General features: G+C 59.0%; 20 protein-coding genes and 1 pseudogene. 7 read left to right on the top strand and 14 right to left on the bottom strand.

The window, feature by feature from the left end; all coding sequences use genetic code 11:
* Positions 1-88 precede the first annotated feature (88 nt).
* Positions 89-2,449, top strand: a complete 2,361-nt coding sequence (locus LAO20_10590) for an APC family permease (GenBank protein MBZ5531869.1) — start codon at positions 89-91, stop codon at positions 2,447-2,449.
* Positions 2,450-2,626: 177 nt separating this feature from the next.
* On the opposite strand, the gene LAO20_10585 is transcribed toward LAO20_10590, so the two are convergent.
* The gene (locus LAO20_10585) at positions 2,627-3,256 is read right to left on the bottom strand and encodes a hypothetical protein (protein MBZ5531868.1); all 630 of its coding nucleotides are present in this window, start codon (positions 3,254-3,256) and stop codon (positions 2,627-2,629) included.
* Between the two features lie 155 nt (positions 3,257-3,411).
* Between LAO20_10585 and LAO20_10580 the strand changes: the two genes are divergently transcribed.
* On the top strand, positions 3,412-4,326 hold the full coding sequence (locus LAO20_10580) for an IS1595 family transposase (protein MBZ5531867.1): 915 nt from the start codon (positions 3,412-3,414) through the stop codon (positions 4,324-4,326).
* A 177-nt stretch (positions 4,327-4,503) separates the two neighbouring features.
* Here the strand turns inward: LAO20_10580 and LAO20_10575 are convergent, their stop codons facing one another.
* Positions 4,504-5,256, bottom strand: coding sequence for a hypothetical protein (locus LAO20_10575; GenBank protein ID MBZ5531866.1), 753 nt, complete (start codon positions 5,254-5,256; stop codon positions 4,504-4,506).
* A 175-nt stretch (positions 5,257-5,431) separates the two neighbouring features.
* Here LAO20_10575 and LAO20_10570 point away from each other — a divergent pair, with 175 nt between their 5' ends.
* The 3 genes from LAO20_10570 to LAO20_10560 all read left to right on the top strand — a co-directional run bounded on the left by LAO20_10570 (position 5,432) and on the right by LAO20_10560 (position 7,506).
* A complete protein-coding gene (locus LAO20_10570; GenBank protein MBZ5531865.1) occupies positions 5,432-6,469 on the top strand; it encodes a DUF4118 domain-containing protein in 1,038 nt (345 codons plus the stop codon).
* Positions 6,470-6,514: 45 nt separating this feature from the next.
* Entirely contained in the window at positions 6,515-7,207 is a 693-nt protein-coding gene (locus LAO20_10565) for a response regulator transcription factor (protein ID MBZ5531864.1), read from the top strand.
* Between the two features lie 116 nt (positions 7,208-7,323).
* Positions 7,324-7,506 (top strand): hypothetical protein, encoded by a 183-nt coding sequence (locus LAO20_10560; protein MBZ5531863.1) that lies wholly within the window; start codon positions 7,324-7,326, stop codon positions 7,504-7,506.
* A 10-nt stretch (positions 7,507-7,516) separates the two neighbouring features.
* Here LAO20_10560 and LAO20_10555 read toward each other — a convergent pair whose 3' ends face one another.
* From LAO20_10555 to LAO20_10510, 10 genes are all read right to left on the bottom strand, one after another.
* Complete coding sequence (locus LAO20_10555) at positions 7,517-8,890, bottom strand: DUF2254 domain-containing protein (protein MBZ5531862.1); 1,374 nt, start codon at positions 8,888-8,890, stop codon at positions 7,517-7,519.
* Positions 8,891-9,072: 182 nt separating this feature from the next.
* On the bottom strand, positions 9,073-10,770 hold the full coding sequence (gene kdpA / locus LAO20_10550; protein ID MBZ5531861.1) for a potassium-transporting ATPase subunit KdpA: 1,698 nt from the start codon (positions 10,768-10,770) through the stop codon (positions 9,073-9,075).
* Between the two features lie 67 nt (positions 10,771-10,837).
* Positions 10,838-11,428, bottom strand: coding sequence for a potassium-transporting ATPase subunit KdpC (kdpC, locus tag LAO20_10545; GenBank protein ID MBZ5531860.1), 591 nt, complete (start codon positions 11,426-11,428; stop codon positions 10,838-10,840).
* A gap of 23 nt (positions 11,429-11,451) precedes the next feature.
* The gene (gene kdpB / locus LAO20_10540; protein ID MBZ5531859.1) at positions 11,452-13,494 is read right to left on the bottom strand and encodes a potassium-transporting ATPase subunit KdpB; all 2,043 of its coding nucleotides are present in this window, start codon (positions 13,492-13,494) and stop codon (positions 11,452-11,454) included.
* 13 nt (positions 13,495-13,507) lie between these two features.
* Entirely contained in the window at positions 13,508-15,301 is a 1,794-nt protein-coding gene (gene kdpA / locus LAO20_10535; protein MBZ5531858.1) for a potassium-transporting ATPase subunit KdpA, read from the bottom strand.
* Complete coding sequence (kdpF, locus tag LAO20_10530; protein ID MBZ5531857.1) at positions 15,301-15,390, bottom strand: K(+)-transporting ATPase subunit F; 90 nt, start codon at positions 15,388-15,390, stop codon at positions 15,301-15,303. Before kdpF ends, kdpA (LAO20_10535) begins: the two co-directional genes overlap by 1 nt.
* Before the next feature lie 117 nt (positions 15,391-15,507).
* Entirely contained in the window at positions 15,508-16,872 is a 1,365-nt protein-coding gene (locus tag LAO20_10525) for a porin (GenBank protein MBZ5531856.1), read from the bottom strand.
* 175 nt (positions 16,873-17,047) lie between these two features.
* Positions 17,048-18,490: a porin gene (locus tag LAO20_10520; protein ID MBZ5531855.1), complete on the bottom strand. Its 1,443-nt coding sequence runs from the start codon at positions 18,488-18,490 to the stop codon at positions 17,048-17,050.
* An 821-nt stretch (positions 18,491-19,311) separates the two neighbouring features.
* A complete protein-coding gene (locus LAO20_10515) occupies positions 19,312-19,641 on the bottom strand; it encodes a hypothetical protein (protein MBZ5531854.1) in 330 nt (109 codons plus the stop codon).
* 298 nt (positions 19,642-19,939) lie between these two features.
* Complete coding sequence (locus LAO20_10510; protein MBZ5531853.1) at positions 19,940-20,218, bottom strand: hypothetical protein; 279 nt, start codon at positions 20,216-20,218, stop codon at positions 19,940-19,942.
* A gap of 211 nt (positions 20,219-20,429) precedes the next feature.
* Between LAO20_10510 and LAO20_10505 the strand changes: the two genes are divergently transcribed.
* On the top strand, positions 20,430-20,663 hold the full coding sequence (locus LAO20_10505) for a hypothetical protein (protein MBZ5531852.1): 234 nt from the start codon (positions 20,430-20,432) through the stop codon (positions 20,661-20,663).
* A gap of 12 nt (positions 20,664-20,675) precedes the next feature.
* On the opposite strand, the pseudogene LAO20_10500 reads toward LAO20_10505, so the two are convergent.
* Positions 20,676-21,377 (bottom strand): annotated as a pseudogene (locus tag LAO20_10500) (response regulator transcription factor).
* The gene (locus LAO20_10495; protein MBZ5531851.1) at positions 21,377-22,498 is read right to left on the bottom strand and encodes a histidine kinase; all 1,122 of its coding nucleotides are present in this window, start codon (positions 22,496-22,498) and stop codon (positions 21,377-21,379) included. Before LAO20_10495 ends, LAO20_10500 begins: the two are co-directional and overlap by 1 nt.
* Positions 22,499-22,549: 51 nt before the next feature.
* On the opposite strand from LAO20_10495, the gene LAO20_10490 reads away from it, so the two are divergent.
* Positions 22,550-24,019 (top strand): DUF4118 domain-containing protein, encoded by a 1,470-nt coding sequence (locus LAO20_10490; GenBank protein ID MBZ5531850.1) that lies wholly within the window; start codon positions 22,550-22,552, stop codon positions 24,017-24,019.
* Positions 24,020-24,090: the final 71 nt, after the last annotated feature.

Here is a 24,090-nt window from a genome sequence, read left to right as displayed (position 1 = left end):
CGTTATTTATTTTCTAAAAATGTCAGCCGGCTCCGGAGCAGTCCCGACACAATCGAACAGGGTCCGCATCGTGGTCGCCACGTCGGTGATGCTCACGTTCATCTCCTACTGGCGCGCCGCGGCCATTGTCCTCAATGACCTTGGTTCTTCCGCTTTTTACGCCGGCGGCATCGCGGAACAGGCGGTCGGCAAGGCCGCGCCCTGGTTCATTCTGGGCGTGATGCTCTTCGCCTTTGCCGTGCGCTCGGTGTACGTGGAAAGCTGTTCCATGTTCACCCGCGGCGGCGTGTATCGCGTGGTGAAAGAGGCCCTGGGCGGAACGTTTGCCAAGTTGAGCGTCTCCGCGCTGATGTTTGACTACATCCTCACCGGCCCGATCTCCGGCGTCTCCGCCGGCCAATACATTGCCGGGCTGATCAACGAGCTGTTCTCCGCGGCAGAAGTCCACGGCTGGGTGCCGCGGGCCATGCACCACATGCTGAACGGCCACGCTCTCCACATCAATGAGAATTACGCCGCAGCGGCCTTTGCCCTGGCCGTGACCATCTATTACTGGTGGGAAAACATCAAGGGCATTGAGGAGTCCAGCGACAAAGCGCTGCGCGTGATGCAGATCACCACCGTCATGGTGGTCATCCTGTTGGTGTGGGCGATTTACACGGTGATGAAGAACGGCGCTTCCCTGCCCCCGCTGCCCGTGCCTGCAAACCTGAAGTTCAGCGACGAGGCGCTGGGCTTCCTGAAAGGGACGGACCTGGCCAAATCGTTCGGGCTATTCGGGATTCTCATCGCCTTCGGCCACTCCGTGCTGGCCATGAGCGGCGAAGAATCGCTGGCCCAGGTGAACCGCGAAATCGCAAGTCCAAAGCTGCGCAACCTGAAACGCGCGGCGCTGATCATCGCCGTGTTCAGCTTTGTGTTCACCGGAATCGGCTCCATGCTGGCCGTGATGATCATTCCGGACAGCGTGCGGGTTTCGGTTTACAAAGACAACTTGATCAGCGGCATGGCCATGTATATGGTGGGGCCGCATATGCTCAAGCTGATCTTCCGGGTATTTGTGGTGGGCGTGGGGTTCCTGATTCTCTCCGGCGCCATCAACACCTCCATCATCGGCTCCAACGGCGTGCTCAATCGGGTTTCTGAAGACGGGGTCCTGACGGACTGGTTCCGGCGCCCGCACCGGAAGTACGGCACCAGCTACCGCATCGTCAACTTGATCGTTGGACTGCAGTTGATCACCATCCTGGCCAGCCGGGGCAACGTGTACGTGCTGGGTGAAGCCTACGCTTTCGGCGTGATCTGGAGCTTCACCTTCAACAGCCTGGCCATGCTGGTGCTCCGCTTCAAATACAAGGGCGAACGCGGTTGGCGCGTGCCTCCTAACATCCCGTTCCCCATCGGAAGAGACAAGGCCACCGGCAAGTGGAAGACGGTTGAACTCCCCGTGGGCCTGGCGTCCGTCCATCTGGTGCTGCTCTCGACCGCGGTGGTGAACATCTTCACCAAACAGGTGGCCACGGTGGCCGGGCTGGCGTTTTCCATCGGGTTCTTCTTCATCTTTCTGGTCTCAGAAAAGGTCAACAAACGCAAGTTCGCGCACGTTGAGCAGCAAATGAAAGAGCACTTCCAACTGGTGCAGCAGGACACCATTGGACGTGAAACGGTCCAGGTGCGTCCGGAGAACCTGCTGGTCACGGTGCGCGACTACAACACGCTCAACCACCTGCGCTGGGCGCTGGAAGTGACCGACACGCACGACCAGGACATTGTGGTGATGGAGGCCCGCCTTACCGGCTACGGCTCCGCCGAATACGACCTGGCCATGGAACAGATCTTCAGCGACTACGAGCAGACCTTGTTCACCAAGGCGGTTTCCATCGCGGAGAGCTACGGCAAAACCATTTCCCTGCTGGTGGTCCCGGCGCGTGACGTCTTCTCGGCGATTGTGCAGACCGCCAGTTCCATGGAATCTTCCGCCGTGGTCTCCGGACTCTCCAGCAAAATGACGGGCGAAGAGCAGGCCTTCCGCCTGGGCCAGGCCTGGGAGGCCATGCCTGAACCCAAGCGCCAGTTCGTGTTCCAGGTGGTGCGCCCTGACCAGTCCGTGGAAAGCTACCGCATTGGCCCGCACACGCCAACCATGAAGACTGAGGACGTCCATCTGGTGCACAAGATCTGGCTGGACTTGAAGAAGTTTCCGGGGACGGAAGAGATCCATCACTCGGACATCATCACCCTGGCGCTCACCCGCCTCTCTCGCGACTACAACCTGGACAGAGACGACGTGCTGAAGAATCTAAAGCGGAGTAGCCGCGCAGCCTCGACCGCCACCACCACCGCCACGACCGCGTCCTTTGTGCGCGAGCCCGACACCGTGGACACCCAGAAGCGCACCGACGATCCGCGCAAAGACCGGCCCATGCCTCCCATGACCGGGCCGAAATAGCGATTTACCGCAACGGGCGCGAAGGATTTCACCGCAAAGGACGCAACGGACGCAACGGGGTGGGAAGTCTTTGTTGATTCATGTCGCGGCAGAAAAACTTCGACCAAGAAGCGATCTTTGCCCTAAAAAGAAAACATCTCTCTCTTCCGTTGCGCCCTTTGCGTCCTTTGCGGTAAATCAGGCGTGAATGCGCGCGGCCAATTGTTCGCGAACAAACGAGACAATCTCCGGCGTCACGTACGGAGGAGGTTCGATCAGAAACTGCGGCTTGCCCGCAAGACGGTCCATGGAAACCAGGTCCCACTTGGCACCACCCATGCCCATGCCATTGGCCTTGTGCAGGATCACCGCGTCGGCGCGGTCCAGAAACTCGTTGGCGGAAACTTTAAAGTCCTGGGTCCCGGCGTCGAGCACGCTGAGGTAGAGGTCGGGCTTGAGGAAGCCCATGATGCTGTTGGATTCCATGATCACGTTTTCCGCGCCGGCAATCTTGCGCTCAATGTCGGCGATGGCTTCACTCAGGCGGCCTTGCCGCGTGCGCACCCATATGGAGCGCTTGGCGCCCGCGACCAGGTAGCGCGAGGTGTCCGTCTCGCCGCTCAGGTCTTTTTCGTCGCTCAAGGCGCGGAAGTGGTCGTCTCCGGTGTCGCAGTCGCAGGGCTTGCCGTCGGCGGAGCAGACACCGTGGCCGAACTGGGTGATCTTCAGGGCGGTCCAGTTGAACTCCGGCAACGCCGCGATCAGACCCGCGACCACGCTGGTCTTGCCCACGCTGCGCGAATGCCCGCCAATGACGACTAGTGCCATGGCGCTATTTTCGCAGCTTTGGAGAGCTTTAGAAAGAGCCAATTCCACCACGGAGACACACGAAATTGGTAATCGGGTAATTTGGTAATTGGGTAAGGTAATTATCCCTTGACATCAAGTAGAATGCAGGGCATAATGTTTGTGGTGAAAAGATCATGAACCGCAGACAAACAATTCCAAAGCACTTGCGCTATACGATCAATGATTTTAACGCTCAATTCCCTGATAACGATAGCTGCCTTGAGCACCTCAAGGAACAGCGGTTCCCCGGCGGGATTGCCCACTGTGAGAAGTGCGGAGTCGAGCGGAAGCATCACCGCGTTACGGGTCGCCCTGCGTATGCTTGCGGTCACTGTGGAACGATGATTTCCCCGATGGCGGGAACAATCTTTGCGAAGTCGAGCACGTCTCTCCATCTCTGGTACTACGCTATGTATTTGATGGCTTCCACTCGTTGCGGAATTTCGGCAAAACAGATTCAGCGGGAAACTGGAGTCACGTATAAAACTGCATGGAGAATGTTCAAACAGATTCGTTCGTTGCTGTCCGAAAACAATGACACGCAATTGGAGGGAGACGCCGTCGAAATGGACGAATCTTACTTTGGCGGAAGAAACCGCAGAGGGTCTAAACCCGGTCGCCCAGGAATCAAGAGCCATAGACAGTGTGTGGTGGGTATCGTGGAACGCAATGGACGTGCTCTTGCGCTGACCTCGGAGAACGCAACAAAGCAAAATCTGCATCGCATTGCACAAGAGCGAATCCTGCCTGAGTCCACAGTGTTCACGGACGATTGGATGGGCTATGGCGGGTTGGCTGAGGCCGCGAACGTTACGCACAAGCGCATCAATCACTCCGAGAAAATTTACGTCCTAGGTGACATTCACACCCAAACGATTGACGGCTTTTGGAGCCTGATAAAACGCGGCATCGGCGGCGTCTATCATCAGGTTTCAAAGAAGTACCTGCAAAGCTACTTAGACGAGTACACGTTCCGCTACAACCGCAGAGATCAGGGGAATTTGATATTTAATGCTTTTTTGGAGAGGGTTTGCGAGAGAGCGGTTTAGCCGCTCTCTGTAAGATTCCGTGGAATGATTGGCGTGATATCGGTCGCATCTTCTCAGCTACCTCTTGAGAAGGCGCGAATTTAGCTCGGGGTTGATCGCTCTTTGAGTTGCCGCTCATGTAGCGTTCTCCTTCCCCTAGTTCGTGATTTTAGCACGAACGGGAAGGGAGAAGTGTCCTCACTTGATCTCGCCGGCGAACATACTGACAACATTTTTGATGTACTTCGCAAGCTGAAACAATCCTGGGATGACAGGCTTGTAATCCAGGTCCCCAAACTCTCTGAAGGATACTTGCGGGGTGACTATTGCATACTTTTGCATGGCTTCGGGGATTGTGGGGATCGGCTTGTTGGCCATTTCCGCCTCGCGCTTCATTCTGTCAATTTGGGACACAAATTCGCGGAGGTCGAGTCTCGAGTGGAGACCGGGGAGAAGGATGACCAATTCTTGATGCTTGTCAATTCTGTCCATGTTGTGGACGATCAACAGGGGATCATTAATAACATCATCCCCTCTTTGGTAAGGCTGGAATTGCTCGATAAGCAAGCGTGCCTGAGTACTGGAAATTCCCTCTATCTTTCTCTCGTATCGGGAACGTTCCTTTTTCTTGACGGGTTCCTCGTCAAAAATTGGAAACTCAATAGCGCGGGCAAAATCTCGCCTATATGTGGTACTCGAAAGCTGCCAGGCGACGTGGTCGAGAGCCGATCGGAGATGATGAATTACCTCCCCTGCCAAAACGCTGAATCGTGGGGACATAGCCCGAGAACTGTGGTAATCAATCGCCTTCTTGAATGTCTCCATGTCTCCTTGGGGGATTATGGGATACTCGCTTTCTTTGAAAAACAAAGCGATTTCAGATTCGAGATTTCGGATATTTTGATCGGCCCGTTCTAGTTTTTCAAACGTGCCATCCAGCGGATGCGTCATGCCCTAGATTGAAACACAAAGGGTACTTGATCTCAAGGGATAATTACCTTGGGTAATTGAAACCAACGGCACCGGCTGCGAGTTTTGCTCTCAGAACCTTTGCGAGGTCCTTCAGATTACTCAATTACCAAATTACGAAATTACCCAATTACCAAATCTCTCCTACAATGTCCCCGTGGACAACTGGAAGGCTCATTGGCTCTGGCGTTATGGCAGCGCGATTCTGGCGCTGGGGGTGCTCGTCGCCGGGCTGCACGCGCTGCGTCCCGCGCTCAGCCAGACCACCATCGCGCTGGGGCTGGTGCTGCTGGTGGTGTTGGTGGCGGCGCAGGCCGGACGCGGCCCGGCGCTGTGCGTCTCCATCCTGGCCGGGTTGTCGTTCAACTTCTTTTTTATCGGTCCTTATTATTCTTTTCGCATTCATCGCCCGGAAGACGTGGTGGCTTTCTTCGTCTTTATCATGACGGCGGTGCTGGTGGGACAGCTTTCTTCGCGGCTGGAGAAGCGCGCGCTGCAGGCCGACGAACTGCGCCGCAGCGAACAACTGAAGACCGCGCTGCTGGACGCCGTCACGCACGATCTGCGCACGCCGCTGACTTCCATCAAGGCGGCCATCAGCACGCTGCGCGAAGAGCACGTTTCCGCGGAAGTCCAGCAGGAGTTGTTCGAAGTGATTGAAGAAGAATCTGACCGGCTCAACCACTTCATACAAGGCATGATGGACATGGCCAAGCTGCAAGCCGGCGAGATCAGCCTGGAGAGCCACACCGTCACCGCGGAAGAAATGGTGGAAGACGCGCTGCAGCGCGCCGGGCCGCTGCTGGGCAAGCATCCGGTGGAAACTTCCATTGAGCCGGCGCTGCCCGCGCTGCAAGTGGACCCCCGCCTGATCTCGCAAGTGCTCTTCACCCTGATTGAGAATGCGGCCAAGTATTCTCCGGCTGGCGCGCCGATCAGTCTCTCCGTCCGCCATAGCGGTAACCATTCGGTTTGCTTTGCGGTTTCCGACCAGGGCCCGGGCATTGCGCCGGAGCTGCGCGACCAGGTCTTCCAGAAATTTTTTCGCGCGGGAGCGCGGCCGGGCTTTGGCGTGGGGCTGGCCATCGCGCACGGCATTGTGCAGGCCCATCGCGGCAAGATATGGATTGAAGACGGCGCCCGTGGACAAGGCACGTGTGTTCAGTTTCAAATTCCCTTGCGGGAAAATGCGTGAGCCGGGAAAGCGGTGCGACGCAAGAATTCGCGCGCCGAGAAACCCATGACTGAAGACGGCAAAAAAATCCTGGTGGTGGACGACGAAGCGCAGATCACGCGCGTGTTGCGCCGCGCGCTGGAGTCCGCGGGATTTCAGGTGCGCGTGGCCGACGACGGCCGCTCCGGGCTGGAAGGCTTCCGCTCATGGATGCCGGACCTGGTCATCACCGATCTTTCCATGCCCGGCCTGGACGGCCTGGAACTGTGCTCGCGCATACGGCAAATGAGCGAAGTCCCCATTCTGGTGCTTTCCGTTCGCGAAGACGAGGCCAGCAAAGTCAAGGCCCTGGACTTGGGCGCCGACGACTACGTGGCCAAACCCTTCGGCATGGCCGAACTCACGGCCCGCGTGCGCGCCTTGCTGCGGCGCAGCGCGCCTCCGCTGCAGAACGAGACCGGAATCGAAGTGGGCGACTTCAAGATTGATCCGCAGCAGCGGCTGGTGGAGGTGGGCGGGCGCGCCGTCCATCTAACGCCCAAAGAGTTTGACCTGATCCAGTATTTCGTCGCCAACCGCGGCAAGGTGCTCACCCATCGCGCCATCCTCTCCGCGATTTGGGGCAGCAACAGCGCGGAGCAGCCGGAGTACCTGCGGGTGTTTGTCGGCAACCTGCGCAAGAAGCTGGAAGCCGACCCGCGCGCGCCCAAGTACATCAAAACAGAGCCGTGGATCGGCTACCGCTTTGATCCGCAGTGAGCTGGATCACAAACTGCAGGTGCGAAACAGCCATCGGCCCTTACCCTTTCTTTGCGGTCTCTTTATAACTTCTTTATGCCGTTTGGCCGTAGCTTGGAAGAAGAGGGATTCTTCCAATGTTTTTGCGCGTTATGGTCGTGATTCTGGAGTCAATCTTCCTGATTGGGCTGGCAGGATCGCTGGTAGTAGCCATTATGGCGTTTGTGGGCGACGTCCACGTCTTCTTCGACAAGGACGATGTGAAGGACAAAGAGCCGACCCGCTCCCATTCAACAACGGCCCTGCCCACCCATCTCTGAGGATTGGCGGCTACATCTTCTCAAGACCCAATTGCACGCTCTCCCTTGTCTCTCCTCGGCTGTGGGGAATTCCTGAAACCTCCTCAATCGAAGCCAACCGGCTCCGTATTGCCTTCAGTTCTTCGTGACCCAGCTTTTCGGCGCAGCCCGTAGCAATCCGTCTCCCGCGTTCCACGAGCGAAGCCCGGAAGCTCTGATCTGGGGTGGTCATAGCAATATCACCGAGGGCGCGCAGGATACGCAGGCTGACGGCCGCGTCCCCCTTCGCGTAAAGACGTATTTGCTCAAAAGCTGAGTCAAGCAGCCGGTCAAAGCTGCCCCATGGAATGCTGACCCGCACGACACCCGGTGGATCAAAGAGCAGAGATTCAGGCGGTTCCTTGGAGACGTAGCGGATCAGAATGCGGCTCAATTGGTCCACACAGCCGATTGCGGTAGTAGGGTCGTTCACCGCAGGCGAAATGGCTTTCAGGGCAATGTCGACAATCTGCAAGACACCAAACTCGACATCCTGCTGCAGAGTTCTGGAGGGACCTATGTCGAAAGCCCCGCGAAACTCGGCGGCAATCTCAGGCGACACGCGGTCCTCTTTCGAGACCACCAGGAGAGGTATGCCCGCTGGCACGAAATGCCCAACCCGCCGCAGAAGATGGACCTGTATCCGGTACTTTTTCGCCAGAAACGTGAGGCGCTTGGTATCGACAAAGCGGATGTAGCCTGAGGACTGGTTCAGAACTGCCGGCGCCCACGCGCTTGGATCGATCAAATTGGCGTACCGCGGATAATTGTCCATGTGGGGCCTTGGCATGAACGCGTCAATCACCGCTTCTGTTTCCGACGCGATTCGGTCAACGATATGGCTGACGCTGATTGCTTGGGTGATGTGGTGAATGAAAAACAGCAGCCAAGCCACGCACGCCAGGGCGAGAACCATTGCGCCAAGGACCGTTGCGACCGGAGCGAACGGGGCAGGCAGGGAGCGCGCCGCCGGCAGGGCCGCCATGCAATAGGAGAAAGTGCCAAGAAAGATGCCAAGAGTCCATTGCGTCACGCGGTCTCTTGCGAAACTCACGATGATACGCGGGGAGAACTGCATGGAAGCCAGCGTGAGCGTCATCAACAGGATGGCGAAAACAATAGAAACCACCGTCATGATGGAGGTGGCTATTTGTCCGAGAATGACCTGCGCGACTTGCGGGTCAGCATGCGAGGGGAACAGGATCTTCGGCACCCAGGCGCTGATGGTGGGGACGTTTTCTTCCAATTGCGACAATAACGCCCCCGCACATCCCAGCGTGAGTGCGATCGCCAGCGGACGAAGCAGAAAGCCGCCACGCAGGTTATACGTTATGTGCCGCAGCAATAATCGCAGTCGAATATTCATGGGACGTCTACCCAAGTTTAGCCGCTCGAGCTTAAGCCAGAAAGAAAAACCGTCGGTCGCAAAAAGCAAACTACCCGGTTGAGTGTGGCCTGGAACGCATATATTGCTATTGGAAGGCTTGGCGAGAAGGCCGGTACTTCGCTCGTGTGAATATCCCGCGTTAGGGGCCGACAACTCAAACGCTACCGGAATAACAAATGCTCCAGAATCGGACCCAGAGTTAGCGCGGGAAAATAGCACAGCCCGGCAACAATCAAGATTGTGGCGGTCAGGGCCAGCGCGAACAATGGAGAGTCCGTGCGCAACGTGCCTGCCGACGGCGGGGTGCTTTTTTGCGTCGCGACCAAGCCTGCCAGGCCGAGAGCGGGGGCAGCCAGCGCGAATCGTCCCAGAAGCATGGCCACCGTGGTTGTCAGGTTGTAGAAGACGGTATTGGCGCTCAGTGCGGCAAAGTTCTGGCCGTTGTTGGCAAAGCAAGATGTGTAGGCGTACAGAATCTCGGTAAAGCCGTGGACGCCCTGGTTGGTGGTCAATCCGGCAAGCCCAGGCTTGCAGAGCACGGCCAGAGCGGTGAGCGGAAGAATGGTAAGCGGCGCAGCCAACGCGTAAAGCATGACCATCTTGGTTTCCGCCGGGCCTATCTTCTTGCCCAGGTACTCGGGCGTCCGGCCCATCATCAAGCCAGTCAGGAAAACAGCGATCACGGCGACCATCAGCATGCTGTACATGCCCGTGCCGAGTCCGCCGAACGCTACTTCGCCCAGCAGCATGTTGACCAGCGGCGCCATCCCGCCCAGCGGACTGAAACTGTCATGCATCGCGTTGTAGGAGCCCGTGGCGGTGTTCGAGGTCACGGTTGCCGTGAGCGCGGAGCCGCCGACGCCGAAACGGACTTCCTTGCCTTCCAGATTTCCCGCAGCTTGATTCACCGCCGCGAAAGCATGGTTGCCCCTGTGTTCCGCCCAATGCGTCACTGTCAGTCCGGCCACGAACAATGCCAGCATGACGCAGTAGAGCATCCAGCCCTGGCGCGGCTGCCGCGTCATTCTCCCAAAAGTATTGGTCAACGAAGCTGGCAACAGCGCAATGGCCAGCATTTCAAAAAAGTTGGCCAGCGGCGTGGGATTCTCATAAGGATGAGCACCATTGGCGTTGAAGAAGCCTCCGCCGTTGGTGCCTAGGTTCTTGATGATTTCGAACGCGGCCACCGGGCCTTGCGGGATGACTTGTTTGGTCCCTTCCAGCGATGCCACCTCTGTGTAGGGGTGGAAATTCATCGGCACACCCTGCCACAGCAGAAGAACAGCACCCAGCAGAGCGCCCGGCAGCAGGACCCACAGCAGAGACCGGGTCAAATCCACCCAGAAATTGCCCAGCGTTTCCGACCGCTGGCGGGCAAAGCCGCGGATGAACGCCACGCCAACCGCCAGGCCTGCAGCCCCGGCAAGAAAGTTCTGCGCGCAGAGCCCGGCCATCTGGCTGAAGTAACTCATGGTGTTTTCGCCGCCGTAGGCTTGCCACGTGGTCGTGGTGGAAAAACTGATGGCCGTGTTCATGGCCAAGTCAGGTGTCAACGGAGTGGTGTGATATTGCGGATTAAACCACGGAAGAAAATTCTGCAATCGCAGAATCGCGTACAGCAGGAAAGTTCCCGCCAGACTGAAAAGCACAAAGCAGGTTGCGTATTCCCTGGCGCCCATTTCCACCGCGGGATTCACGGCCGCAACGCGATAGAGGAGTCTTTCCATCGGCGAACATAATCGGTCGAGGGCGGTTTTCTGCCCGGAGAAGACTTTTTCCAGGTATCGCCCCAGCGGCTTCACGCAAACCGTCAGTGTGACGATGAACGCAACGTATTGGAGGGCGCTGTAAAAGTCCATAGATGGCTTGGCCGGTGCGCGGGGCACGCTGCCGTCATGCCGCATACGCCCGTTGCTCCGCGCAGGCCTACTTGGCCGCTCCGACCTTCTTCACGGGAAATTTCTCGTCCAACGCCAGATTCAACTGCAGCACGTTGACGCGCGGTTCGCCCAGGAAGCCTAGCTGCCGGCCTTCGGTATGTTCACTCACCAGCACGCGAAGATCGGATTCCGCGATGCCCCGGGCCTTGGCGACGCGAGGAACCTGAAAGTCCGCGCCGGCAGGCGTGATGTGGGGATCAAGGCCAGAGCCGGACGTCGTCACCAAATCAACCGGCACCGGCTTGCCGGGATTTTCCGCCTGCAAGGCTGCGACGTCAGCCTTCACGCGATCAATGAGCTTCTGATTGGTTGGGCCGTAATTGCTTCCGCCGGAGTTGGTGGCGTCATAGCCGTTGCCCGCCGCCGACGGACGGGGATGAAAATATCCAGAGCCGGTAAACGGCTGGGCGATGATTTTCGATCCGACAATCTTTCCGCCCTGCGGCACCAGTTGTCCGTTGGCTTTGTCTTTGAACAGCACTTGTGCGAGGCCGGTGACCAGCAGCGGGTATGCGACGCCCAGCAGGACGGTGGTCACCACCGTGTAGAGAATCGCGGTAACAAGATTTTTCTTCATCTCCATCCTCGCTTCATTCCGAACTATGCCAGGCCCACGGCCCGGATGATCAAGTCAATCATCTTGATTCCGATGAACGGCACAATCACGCCGCCGGCGCCATAGATCAGCAGATTGCGGCGCAGCAGCGCGTCCGCGCTCATGGCCCTGTATTGCACGCCGCGCAGCGCCAGCGGAATCAGCGCCACGATGATCAAGGCGTTGAAGATCACCGCCGACAAGATAGCGGACTGCGGCGTGGCCAGGCGCATGATGTTCAGCGCGTTCAGCACCGGGAACGTGCCGGCAAACATCGCCGGGATGATGGCGAAGTATTTGGCGACGTCATTGGCGATGGAAAAGGTGGTCAGCGATCCGCGCGTCATCAATAGTTGTTTGCCAATCTCCACAATTTCCAGCAGCTTGGTGGGGTTGGAATCCAGGTCCACCATGTTGCCGGCCTCTTTGGCGGCCTGCGTGCCGGTGTTCATGGCCACGCCCACGTCTGCCTGGGCCAGCGCGGGAGCGTCATTGGTGCCGTCGCCGGTCATGGCGACGAGCTTGCCGTCGGCTTGCTCGCGGCGGATCAAATCCATTTTGTCTTTGGGCGTGGCCTGGGCCAGAAAGTCGTCCACGCCGGCTTCGCGGGCGATGGCCGCGGCGGTGAGCGGGTTGTCGCCGGTAATCATCACGGTGCGGATGCCCATGGCGCGCAGTTGCGCAAAGCGTTCGCGAATCCCGCCCTTCACAATGTCTTTGAGTTGGATCACGCCCAGCGCGCGCCGGTTTTCTGACACTACCAACGGCGTGCCGCCGGCGCGGGCAATGGTCTCCACGGCGGCGCGGACTTCATTGGGAAACGCTCCGCCGTTTGCGAGCAGATGTTTTTCAATGGCGTCGGCGGCGCCTTTGCGGATGGAACGGCCGTCCAGGTCCACGCCGGACATGCGCGTCTGCGCGCTGAAAGGTACGAACACGGCTTGTGACGCAGCCAGGTCGCGGCCGCGCAGCCCGTATTTCTCTTTGGCCAGGACGACAATCGAACGGCCTTCCGGAGTTTCATCGGGCAGCGACGAAAGCTGCGCCGCGTCGGCAAGCTGATCATTGCTCACGCCCGGCGCGGCGACAAAGTCCGTGGCTTGGCGGTTGCCCAGCGTAATGGTGCCGGTCTTGTCCAGCAGCAGCGTGTTAACGTCACCCGCGGCTTCCACGGCGCGTCCGGACATGGCGAGCACGTTGTGCTGCACCAGGCGGTCCATGCCGGCGATGCCGATGGCCGAGAGCAATGCGCCAATGGTGGTGGGAATCAAGCAGACCAGCAGCGAGACCAGGACAAAGATCGTCTGCTTCGCGCCGGAGTACATCGCGAACGGCTGCAGCGTGACCACGGCGAGCAGGAAGATCACGGTCAGCCCGGCGAGCAGGATGTTGAGCGCAATTTCATTCGGCGTCTTCTGCCGCTCGGCGCCTTCCACCAGAGCGATCATGCGGTCCAGGAACGTTTCCCCGGGGTTGGACGTGATCTTCACTTTGATCTGGTCGGATAGAACGCGCGTGCCACCGGTGACGGCGGAGCGATCACCGCCGGCTTCGCGGATGACCGGCGCGGATTCGCCGGTGATGGCCGATTCGTCCACGGAAGCCACGCCTTCCACGATTTCACCGTCGCCGGGAATGGTTTCGCCGGCGACAACCAGCACCAGGTCGCCGAGCCGCAATTGCGATCCCGGAATGCGCTCGGTTCGGCCGCTCGCGAGCAGCCGGTTGGCCACGGTTTCTGACTTGGCGCGACGCAGCGTTTCCGCCTGCGCTTTGCCGCGGCCTTCGGCCATGGCTTCAGCAAAATTTGCAAACAGCACGGTGAACCACAACCACAGCGTGATCTGCAGATCAAAGCCGAATCCCGGCTTGTGGGCCATGGCGTCACGCACCAAGAGCACGGTGGTGACCACGCTGCCCACTTCCACCACAAACATCACGGGATTTCGCATCATTTTGCGCGGGTCCAGCTTGACCAGCGAGTCCAGCAGCGCCTGGCGGACGATTTTTACGTCCCACAGCGATTTTGATTTTGTTCTTGCCGCCATTCGATTGCTCCCCTTAGAAAGTCTTTCCTGCATGCATCAGCAGGTGTTCCAGGACCGGTCCCAGGCTCAGCGCCGGGAAGAAGGTCAGCGCGCCGACGATCAAAATCACGCTCACCAGCAGCACGGTGAACAGCGGAGTGGTCACCGGGAACGTCCCCGGCGAAGGCGGAACAATCTTCTTCTTGGCCAGGCTGCCGGCCACCGCCAGCATGGGCACGATCATCAGAAAGCGGCCGATGAGCATGGTGAACCCCATTGCCAGGTTGTACCAGCGGTTGCCGCCCAGGCCGGCGAAGGCGGAACCGTTGTTCCCCGTGCCGGAGGTGAACGCGTAAAGGATCTCTGACAGCCCGTGCGGCCCGCCGTTGTTCAGCGTCGCAAGTCCCGAAGGCAGCAGGGACGACAGCGCCGACAGCACCAGGATCGCCAGCGGGAAGATGAGCACGTACAGCATGGCCATCTTCACGTCATAGCTTTCGATCTTTTTGCCCAGATATTCGGGCGTGCGGCCGACCATGAGGCCAGCAATGAAGACGGACACCACAACAAAAATCAGGATTCCGTACATGCCGGCGCCCACGCCGCCAAAGACAATCTCACCCAGCATGATGTTGACCAGCGGCACCATGCCGCCCAGCGGGGTGAAGGAATCATGCATACCGTTGACCGCGCCGCAGCTGGCGTCGGTGGTGACGGTGGCAAACAGGGCGGAGTTGGCCATGCCGAAGCGGACTTCCTTGCCTTCCATGTTGCCGCCGGGCTGCATCGCCGAACTCTGCTGATTCACTCCTGCCAGCAGAGGATTTCCCCGGGTTTCCGCCCAGTACGCAGTGGTCACGCCGGCAAAGAACAGCACAGCCATGGCCGCGAACACCGCCCAGCCGTGCTTCTGCGATCCGGTCATACGCCCCAGGGTGTAGGTGAGGCCGGCCGGGATGGCGAAGATCAGCACCATCTCCAAAAAATTGCTGAACGGCGTGGGGTTCTCAAACGGATGCGCGCTGTTGGCGTTCAGAGGGCCGCCGCCGTTGGTGCCCAGTTCCTTGATGGCCTCCTGGGAGGCAAACGGACCCTGCGCGATGACCTGGTCGGTGACGGTGTCCATCACCGGTTTGCCGTCTTTGTCCACGACCGGCTTGCCGTCCTGACCGGTTTTCTGGACCTGTTGCGGCTCAACCAGCTTTACGGTGTCGTAGGGCTTGAAGTTTTGAATCACGCCTTGCGAGACCAGCAGCAGAGCGGCCACTAACGAAATCGGTACCAGCACCCACAAAGCCGCACGCGTTGTGTCCACCCAGAAGTTGCCCAGGGTGTCTTTTTCGCGGCGCGCAATGCCGCGGATGAAAGCCACGGCCAGCGCCATGCCAACGGCGGCGGAGGCAAAGTTGTGATAGGCCAGCCCCGCCATCTGCGTGAGGTAGCTCATCACCTGCTCGCCGGTATAGAACTGCCAGTTGGTGTTGGTGGTGAAGGAAGCAGCAGTGTTGAAGGCCAGATCGGGCGCGACCGCCGCGAACTTCTGCGGGTTGAGCGGCAGCCATTGTTGCGTGCGTTCCAGCAGGTACAGCACCAGCATGGAGACGCCGCTGAACAGCAGCATGGCGATGGAGTATTCCGTCCAGCGCATCTCGCGGTCTTCATCCACGCGGGTGAGCTTGTAGAGCAGCTTCTCCACCGGGCGCATGACCGGGTCCAGGAAGGTGCGCTCGCGGGAGAAGACCTTGGTCATGAAAATCCCCATGGGCTTGGCCACGAGAAGAACCACGACAAAGAAGAACAGGATTTGCAACCAACCGTTGAGCGTCATCAGAATTTCTCCGGACGCAGCAGCGCGTAGATCAGGTAGACCATCAGCAACGCGGTGATGGCCAGCATCAAAATGTTTTCGAGGTTCATAGTTGGCCTCTACTTCAGCTTGTCGCACGCGACCGTATAGGCGATGGCGACGGTAAAGAACACAAACGTGAAGACAATCATCAACAGGTCAAACATTTGCAGACCTCATCAAAGCGCCTACCAGGAGCCTTGCTTCTGGCCAAACCACCAGATCAGGCCCAACGTGGCGGTGTTTTGTTCCTTCTTCAGCACGTTCGGTACGTCGGTAAGGAAGAATGGTTGATTGGAGAAATCGCGGCGCCATTCCATGCGCGCCAGGAAACCGTCGGCAAACTTGTATTCCGCCGTGGCCGTGGATTCCTTGAGCGCCTGGGTCACGCCGCTGAACAGGCCGCCGCGGTCGGACAGGTACTCGCCGCGCGCGGCCAGCGCGAACTTAGGCGTGAATTGATAACGAACGTACGCGGCGCCGCCAGTCACCCGCGCAGGCGCGGAGCTGCTGAACACCCGGTTGATCACGTAGTCGGCTTCTGCCCCCAATGTCAATTTCGACGTCGCGTTCCAACTGACGTATGTGTCCAGGATGTGCTGGCGTCCGTTGGGCGTGGGAGTGATGTTCGCTACCGGCAGTCCAGGCTGGGTTGGACCCGCGGGCAAGCCGGGATTCAAGACCGCCAGCACGTCGCGCTGCTCCTGGCCAAAATAGTAGTTCAGGTTCCAGGAGACGGTGCTGCGCGGCTTCACGGTGAAGATAAACGCTTGCGATTTGAAGCCGTTGAAGTCTTCGGTTTGCTGCGCGCCGTTCACCAGCCAGTAAGTGAAATTGATTTTCGGACTGAGGTTGTAACCGGCCCGGAAACCCATGTGGTAGAACGGCAGAAAATTGAAGTAATAGGAACGCGAGTAATTGATCTGGTCTTTGGTGTAGTTGTTCTCAAATCCCAGCGCGCTGGCCCACTTGCCGAAATCAACGGTAAGGCCGCTGCCCACGGGGAACACGTACGTCCCGTAAGCCTGGAACAGCGGACGGTAAGTCTGCGGCCGCAGTTCGTTGGCGGCGCTGCCCTGCAAGGTTTCCGTCGCCTGGCCATACTGGAAATCCAGCCGCACGCCGTAGCGCCGCTTGGCGTCAAGGTCCGGCGCGCGCTCAATGATCAGATTGGCCTGGTTCAGACTGAAGCTGTTGCTGCTCACGTCGTAAGCGCGGAGGAGGTTGACGCGGCCGATCGGCTGGTTGAAGTTGTAAGCGTAGTAGCCGTCCAGCGAGCCGTTGATGGTTGTACCGCGAAAGAAATCGAGCACCGCGCGGTCTTCCTTGGCGATGGACTGGCCGTCAGGCTTTGCTGCGGCCGGTTGGCTTGGAGTGACGGCAGTTTCTTTGGCCGGTTGAGGATTGGAAGCCTGATTTTTCTCGAGCTGTTCAATCCGCGATTGCAGTTTGAGCACCAGTTCGCGAAGCTGCTGGACTTCCGAATCAGAGGAGCCGGAGCTTTGCGCGTGCATCGGCGTGCCGATCAAGCCAAATCCCGATAGCATTAGCATGGCCAGACTCCAGTAGACAAAACGAGAAAGCGTGAATTGTGAATGCATAACTTGGCTCGAGATGGCGTTACCATCTGGCGAACCAAGTTAAATGGTTTGCAACTGCAATACCCGCAAAAACTTTCTGGAAACATAAATGTTTTATAAAGACGCTGCCGTCCACTCGTCTTAAGAATCAGAATTTAACCAGAATGGCCATGTTCAGCCGGTTTTCCCGCTTGCGCAGATCGGGGGTGAAACCGGTGACCAAGGAGCCGGGCGCGCCCTGGTTTCCGCCCGCAGGGGTGATTCCGCCGGAGCCGGAGAAGTACGGCACATTGGCCGCGCGATGGTTGTACTCCGAGCGGAACGTAATGTATTGGCTGGGCATCCAGTCAAAGGTCGCGGACGCGTCCCAGGCTTTGTAGGGATCACCGGGGCTCTCGGTGAAGTAGGGCGTCCCGGAGAAGGCCGTTGCGCCGTTGATGGGCGGCAGCAGCACCAAGTAACGTCCGGGATTGTTGATGGCCCCGCCGCCCAAGGTCACAGCGTACAGGTCTTTGTGGAACCAAAGCCGGTTGTAGATCATGTAGCCCAGAAAGCTCTGCTTGGGACCGCTCTTGCCGTTGCCGAAGCAGCTTACGCCGCCGCCACTTTCGCAGCCGGCATCACCGGTAAGGGAGAATGCTGCCTTGCTGATGAAGTTGTCCGGGCGGTCGTAATACTTGTATTGAATGCTGTCGTCAGTGTGCCAGCGGGTGCGGCCAGACACGCCCAATGCGTCCCTGCCCAGAGCGTACTGGTTGCCGAGAATGGACCACTTCCCGTTTGGACGCCACAGGATCTGGCCGCCGACACCCGGCCGGTGGTTGAACCTGCCGTAGGACTGCCATCCGTTGGTGAGCCACGGTTCGATCTTCAGTTTGTCCGTGGGGAAAAACTGCACCCGGAGTCCATTGAAGAACCAGGGCGTGTTGGAAGATACATACGAAGGCTGGTAGGCCCAGTTGTCGAAGTTGTAGTAGCTGAACAATCCAACGTACGACATGAAGATGCCGGCGTCCACGTTGATTCCATGCATCACGTTGAAGTGATACCCGCCGTAGGCCTCGGAAATATAGCGGTAAGCGCCAGCCAGGTCCCACTGGCCGCGTCCGGGACTGGCGTCATTGCGCGGCGTGGTGACCGAGTACATGCCAAACTGGGTCATCAGGCGGGCGCGCACGTTGTCATAGTGAAAGTCGCCGCCCACGCCCAACTGTGTGAGTTGGAACTCATTGGCGCGAAACACTTCGCTCGATCCGCCGATGGTGTTATCGGAAGGATGGTTGAAGTCGTAGATGTAATCAACGTCTGCGCGGATTTCCGGCGTAAAGAATTTTGAATCGAAAGCCGCTTCTTTGGTGCGCGCGTTGCCGTTGAGCCAGGTGAAGTCGGCGAAGGCGAACGGGTCGGCCGGTTTCTTGACTTCCGGCGTGGCCGCCTGGGGAGCAATGCTGGGCGACGCAGGACGCGCTGCGGACACGCTTACAAAATTCGCGTCCCTCGCAGGCGACGGCGAATTTGACGGTGTCCCGGCAGCAGTGGAAACACCCTGGGCTTTGAGCATGGCCTCCAGTTCCTGAATGCGCGCCCGCATCCTTGCGAGTTCTTCCAGAACTTCAGCATTCGTGTTGGGCGCGCCCGGCGCTGCAGCAACAGAGCTGGAAGAAGCGGCGGGCAAGCCAGCCGCTTTGTTGTCAGCCACTGTGGTCTGGGCATGAACACGTGGAGCGACCGTGCACAAGCAAATTGCGATCAGAATGGCGACAGCGCAGGCACTGGTGGCCGCACATCGCCTTTGTCTCGTTTTCATGATGAATGCCAACCTTTCTGTAAGAAACGTGTGTTGACTCTGTCTCGCGGCGCAACTTTCCACCAACGTCCCATCGCTGAGCGATATTTGTTGGCGAGAGCGCCATACTGAAGTCAAGCGGAACGGCCTGGCGGGGTTCCAGGAGCCTGCTGCTTGGATGCTCGCGCGGTTCGCTTTCGTGTCCGTGTGATTTCGACAACATGGCCGCCATAGCTGAAGCGCGAAGGGGCCCAGCGCTCGACGCACACCAGGGAAGCAGCGCTGCCCTGGTAACGGCGTAGTTCTTGGGAAAAACCCAGAAGGCACCACAGCAGGAACGGAGTCGCTAAAGCGGCGCAACCAATGATGAAGCCTGAAAGAAGCATTGCCCACATCCTGCTCGCTATTCTCAAAGGTGAGAGCAGCGCGCAAGAGTCATTGCACAAGATCAGGCATAAGGAAGGAATTGGGAAAACGTAAATGTTTTGTAAAGGCGGATTGACGCACGCGGAATGAACGGTGGTTGCGGGAAAGACGCTTGGCTGGCGAAAACAGCAAGCGAGCTAAGGCCTTAAGACCAACAAAGAATATTGGCCGGCCCCGCTTACGCAGGAGTTTGCCCGGCGCTAGCGCCGGAAAGCCGAGTCCCCGAGCCGGGTAGTGCGCGCTTCCATCTGAGGATTGATCGAAATCACGTGAATCGTGTGCTTGTCTGGGTCCACGTGGCACCGCACTGTGAGGTAGGCGCCCTCCCGGCCTTTGAGAGTGTCTGCGTTGTCCACGGTCCACTTGTTGATCTCGTCGCTGATAAGGGACTTTCCGTTATCGCGAACCTCGCCCGAGATGGCGAACACTTTCATTCCCGTTGCCGGGCCGGGCTTGGTGCTTCTCTGCGCCGCGACCACTGATGACAACGCAAGGACGACCGCAAGACCAGCCAACATACGTCTTTTCATGCATCCCTCCGATTGACTATGGCCAGCGGACCCCGATTCTCGGGCACTCGCTGGCCGCAGCAATAGTTGGACGCTACCTTATCCCGTAAGAATCCAGTTGGGAAATTGAAACTATTTATGATCGCTATTCGGAGTGGTTATAGGTCGCCTGCGGGCAGGACAGCCGTTGGTGATCACCGCGCAGGCTACGCCTCTGAGCGGGAATCTCCGTCTGGCGATGGTGGTAAGAGGACGCCCGCCATCCTGCGCAGGCGGGCCTATCCTGGAGAAATCCACCGGATGAAGGGCGTACGGCTTTTCAGCGCGATCCCAACAAGATGGCCAGCCCGATCACCGTGGCTGCGCTAGAAACCCGGGCGCGAGCCGGGGTGGCAGCGGGCTTGATGGATCGCGGCGCAGGACGCACAACTTTGACGCTCACGATCCTCTTGTGCGCTGTTGCGCCATCATCCACGCGCACCAACAGCCCGATCGGCTTCCTTCCCTGCTTCAGCTCGCGGGTAAAACCTCTGAAGCACCAAAGCATGGCGAGGACGGCCAGAAAACTGACCATCATAAGAACCATAAACAACGTCATGACCGACTCCAGTTCCCGCGGCCTCTTGGATGGCACTCGGGAAGAAGATCAGTTGACTACATTCGGCATAAGGAGACGGTAAGCAATCCATCAATGTTTTATAAGGCTGGAGCCGCGCGTCCTTACAAAAGATTGATGCTTCGCCAATGCAATCCTTATGAGCGGTTTCGTCTAATGTAACTGGGCAATTTGCCCAGGAGTGGTTGACACCATGTTGTACAGAAGCATTAAACCGCTGGTGGTAGAAGCCGTCCAGGTGGCGGAACAAACTGAAGTTCGCACCGAAACAGGTATTCTGCACGCGGAAAGAGGAGATTGGCTGGTGCGCGATCCGCAAGGCAATCTTGCCCTTTGCGACGACATCAATTTCAAGTGCACGTACGAGTCGCTGGCCATGTCCACGCCGATTGAAGACCTCAACGAAAGCAAGCCCTGCGGTTGCTGAGTTACGCCCAATTCATAGAGGCTCGCCGCTGGGCTGGAAGCGGTAGCCCACCCAAGGCTCGGTAAGGATGTACTGCGGAGTTTCGCCGTGCTCAATCTTTTTGCGCAACTGGTTGATGAAGACGCGCAGGTATTCGGGCTGCTGCACGCTTTCTCCGCCCCACACGGCGTTGAGCAGAATGCGATGGGTAAGAACTTTGTTGGGATGGCGCGCCATGAAGATGAGCAAGTCAAATTCCTTGGGCGTGAGATGGACTTCCTTGCCGCTAACTTTTACCTGGCGCGATTCCGGATTGATGTAGAAATCGCCTTCTTCCACCGGCGAGGAAACTTCTTCCGCCGTGGCGGCGACGCGGCGCAGGTTGGCGCGCACGCGGGCCAGGAGTTAGTTCACGCTGAAGGGCTTGGTGACGTAGTCGTCGGCGCCGGCGTCCAGGGCTTCAATCTTGTGCTTCTCTTCTCCGCGCACCGAGAGCACGATGATGGGCACCTGGGAGCGCTCACGCACGGCGCGCGTCAGCTCGATGCCGGTCATCCCCGGCATGGAAAGGTCAGTGATGATCAAGTCCGGCAGCCAGTCCATGGCGGCGTTGAAGGCGCTTTCGCCGTCGGCGGCGGTCTTCACTTCGTAGCCCTGGGAGTTCAGCGTGGTCTTGAGGACGCGCGTGATCTGGGTTTCATCGTCCACCACCAGGATGCGGCTGCGTTCCGCCATCAGTCGCTTTCCTGGTTGACGATGTGGACGTCCACCTGCGGCGCGTTCATCAGGAAGCGATGGATGGCGCCCAGGTAAAGATATTTTTTCCAGCCGTGGACGGCGGAGCGGCCAAAGATGACCTGGGTGATTTTTTGTTCGCGAACAAAGTCAGCGACGGTGGTGGCCACGGTGGCGCCTTCCAGTTGGACTACTTTAGCGCCCAGGTTTTCGGCAAAACGGATGTTGGCCAGCAAGCTGCGATCGCGCTCTTCGGTGCGGCCTTCACCGCGCTCCACGTGGACCACGTAAAACTCCGCGTCCAGCCCCTGGGCCATGCGCGCGCCGCGGGCGATGATCTGCTGCGAAGCGGGATTGGAGCTGATGCACACCGCCACGCGCTCACTCACGCCCCAGTTCTGATCAATGTGCTTGCGCTGGAGATACGATTCCAGGCTGCGGTCCACCGAGTGCGTGACGTGCCGCAGGGCCAGTTCGCGCAACGCCAGCAGGTTGCCGGGACGGAAGAAGTTGCTCAGCGCTTTTTCCGCGCGCTCCACTGGGTAGATATCGCCGCGGCGCATGCGGGTCTGCAGCGCTTCCGGCGTCAGGTCAGCCAGCACAACTTCATTGGCGCGCTCCAGCACCCAGTCCGGCACGGTTTCACGCACAGTGATGCCGGTGATGCTCTGGACGGTGGGCGTCACGCTCTCCAGATGCTGGATGTTCATGGTGGCCAGCACGTCAATCCTGGCTTCCAGGATTTCCAGCACATCTTCATAACGTTTGGCGTGCTTGCTGCCTTCGATGTTGGTGTGCGCCAGTTCGTCCACCAGCACGACCTGGGGCTTGCGGGCAAGGATGGCGTCCACGTCCATCTCCTGGAACACGGTGCCTTTGTACTCCAGCGCGCGGCGGGGGACCACGTCAAGCTGGCCCAGAAGTTCGTTCACGCCTTTGCGACCGTGGGTCTCCACCACGCCCACCACCACGTCCTCTCCGCGCTTGCTGCGGCGCGTGGCTTCGCTGAGCATGTTGTAGGTCTTGCCCACGCCGGGAGCGTAGCCAAGAAACAGCTTGAGGATGCCGGCCTTCTTTTCCGGCGCGGCCTGCTCCAGCCATTGTTCGGGCGTTTTGGGCACGGCAAACTCCTCAAGCGGCTCTCGGACTTTGATCCACGATACAATCAGCGCGTGAAACTGTTTCGTTCAGCACTGCGCGCGCTGGCGTGCGCCGCCATGGTGGCGCTGATCGTTCTTGTATACGTGAAATTGCTGCACGTCAATCCCACCACGGCGGCGGTGACGTTTTTGCTGGCGATCTTGACGGTGGCCGCGGCCTGGGGACTGCGCTACGCGCTGCCTATGTCATTGGTGGCGGCGCTGTGCTTCAACTTCTTTTTTCTGCCGCCGGTGGGGAAGCTGACCATCAATGACAATCAGAACTGGGTGGCGTTGTTTGCATTCTTTTTCACTTCCGTTCTGGCCAGTAACTTGTCCGAACGGGCGCGCAAACAGACGGCGGAAGCGCATCGCCGCCGGCAAGACGTGGAGCGGCTGTACGTCTTCGGCCAGCAACTGCTGGTCGCCGACAACGTTCTCGAAGTTCTGAAATCCGTCCCGGGCTTTGTGACCGAAACTTTTGGGGCGACGCACGCGGCGCTGTACGTGACCAGCAAGGACCAGGTCTACCGGTCCGACCCGGAACGCCAGGAAATTCCCGCCGACGACTTGCGCGATGCGGCCGTCCGCGGGGAACTGATGATCAGCGCGGAACGCCACTTGGCCGTGGCTCCGGTGCGCATGGGCATACGGACCGTGGGGGCTTTTGCCGTGAGCGGCGTGATTCCTTCCCGCGAGACGCTGGAAGCCATCGGCAGCCTGATTGCCACGGCCATTGAGCGGGCGCGCGCGGTGGAAGACCTGGCGCATACCGCGGCGTCGCGGGAAAGCGAGCGTCTGCGCTCGGCGCTGCTGGATTCGGTGACGCACGAGTTTCGCACGCCGCTCACCGCCATCAAAGCGTCTGTGACTACGCTGCGCTCCGGCGCCAGCCTTAACGACGAGCAGCAGCAGGACCTGCTCGCGGTGATTGATGAAGAAAGCGACCGGTTGAATCGCCTGGTGGGCGAAGCCGTGGAGATGGCGCAACTGGACGCGCATGAAGTCAAGCTGTCGCTCGGGCCGCACCAGATTCGTGAAGCCATTGACGCCGCGCTGGCGGAGGCCAAGCACGTCACGGCCAGCCATACGGTTGAGGTCCGCCTGCCGGAGCGCCTGCCGGCCGTACAGATGGACGTGGGATGGATCAAGAAAGTTTTGCAGCACTTGCTGGAAAATGCGTCGAAGTACTCGGCCGAAGGAACGCCGATCTTCATCAGCAGCGAGGTCCGCGGCGACCGGCTGGTCACCAGCGTGGCCGACCGCGGCGCCGGCATTGACGACCTGGAACGCTCCATGATCTTCGACAAATTCTATCGCGGCCAGAGCCAGCGGTTTCGCGTACAAGGCACGGGTATGGGACTGGCCATCGTCAAGGCCATTGTGGAAGCCCATAACGGGCGCATCGAAGTCACCAGCCAGCTTGGACAAGGGTCAGTGTTTTCCTTTGGCCTGCCGCTGGCGCTGGAAAAAGACAAACAAGAGAAGCTGGCCCTGGCGTGAGGCGCGTCGGGTCAGCGAAAAATGAGCAATTTCGCGGCCGGCAAAGGCCCTTCTATACATAGTTTCCCAGC

This window comes from Terriglobia bacterium (assembly GCA_020072815.1).
Lineage (GTDB): Bacteria > Acidobacteriota > Terriglobia > Terriglobales > Acidobacteriaceae > Angelobacter.
Note: the sequence above shows the minus strand (reverse complement) of the source record. Positions and strands in the feature narration are given on the sequence as shown.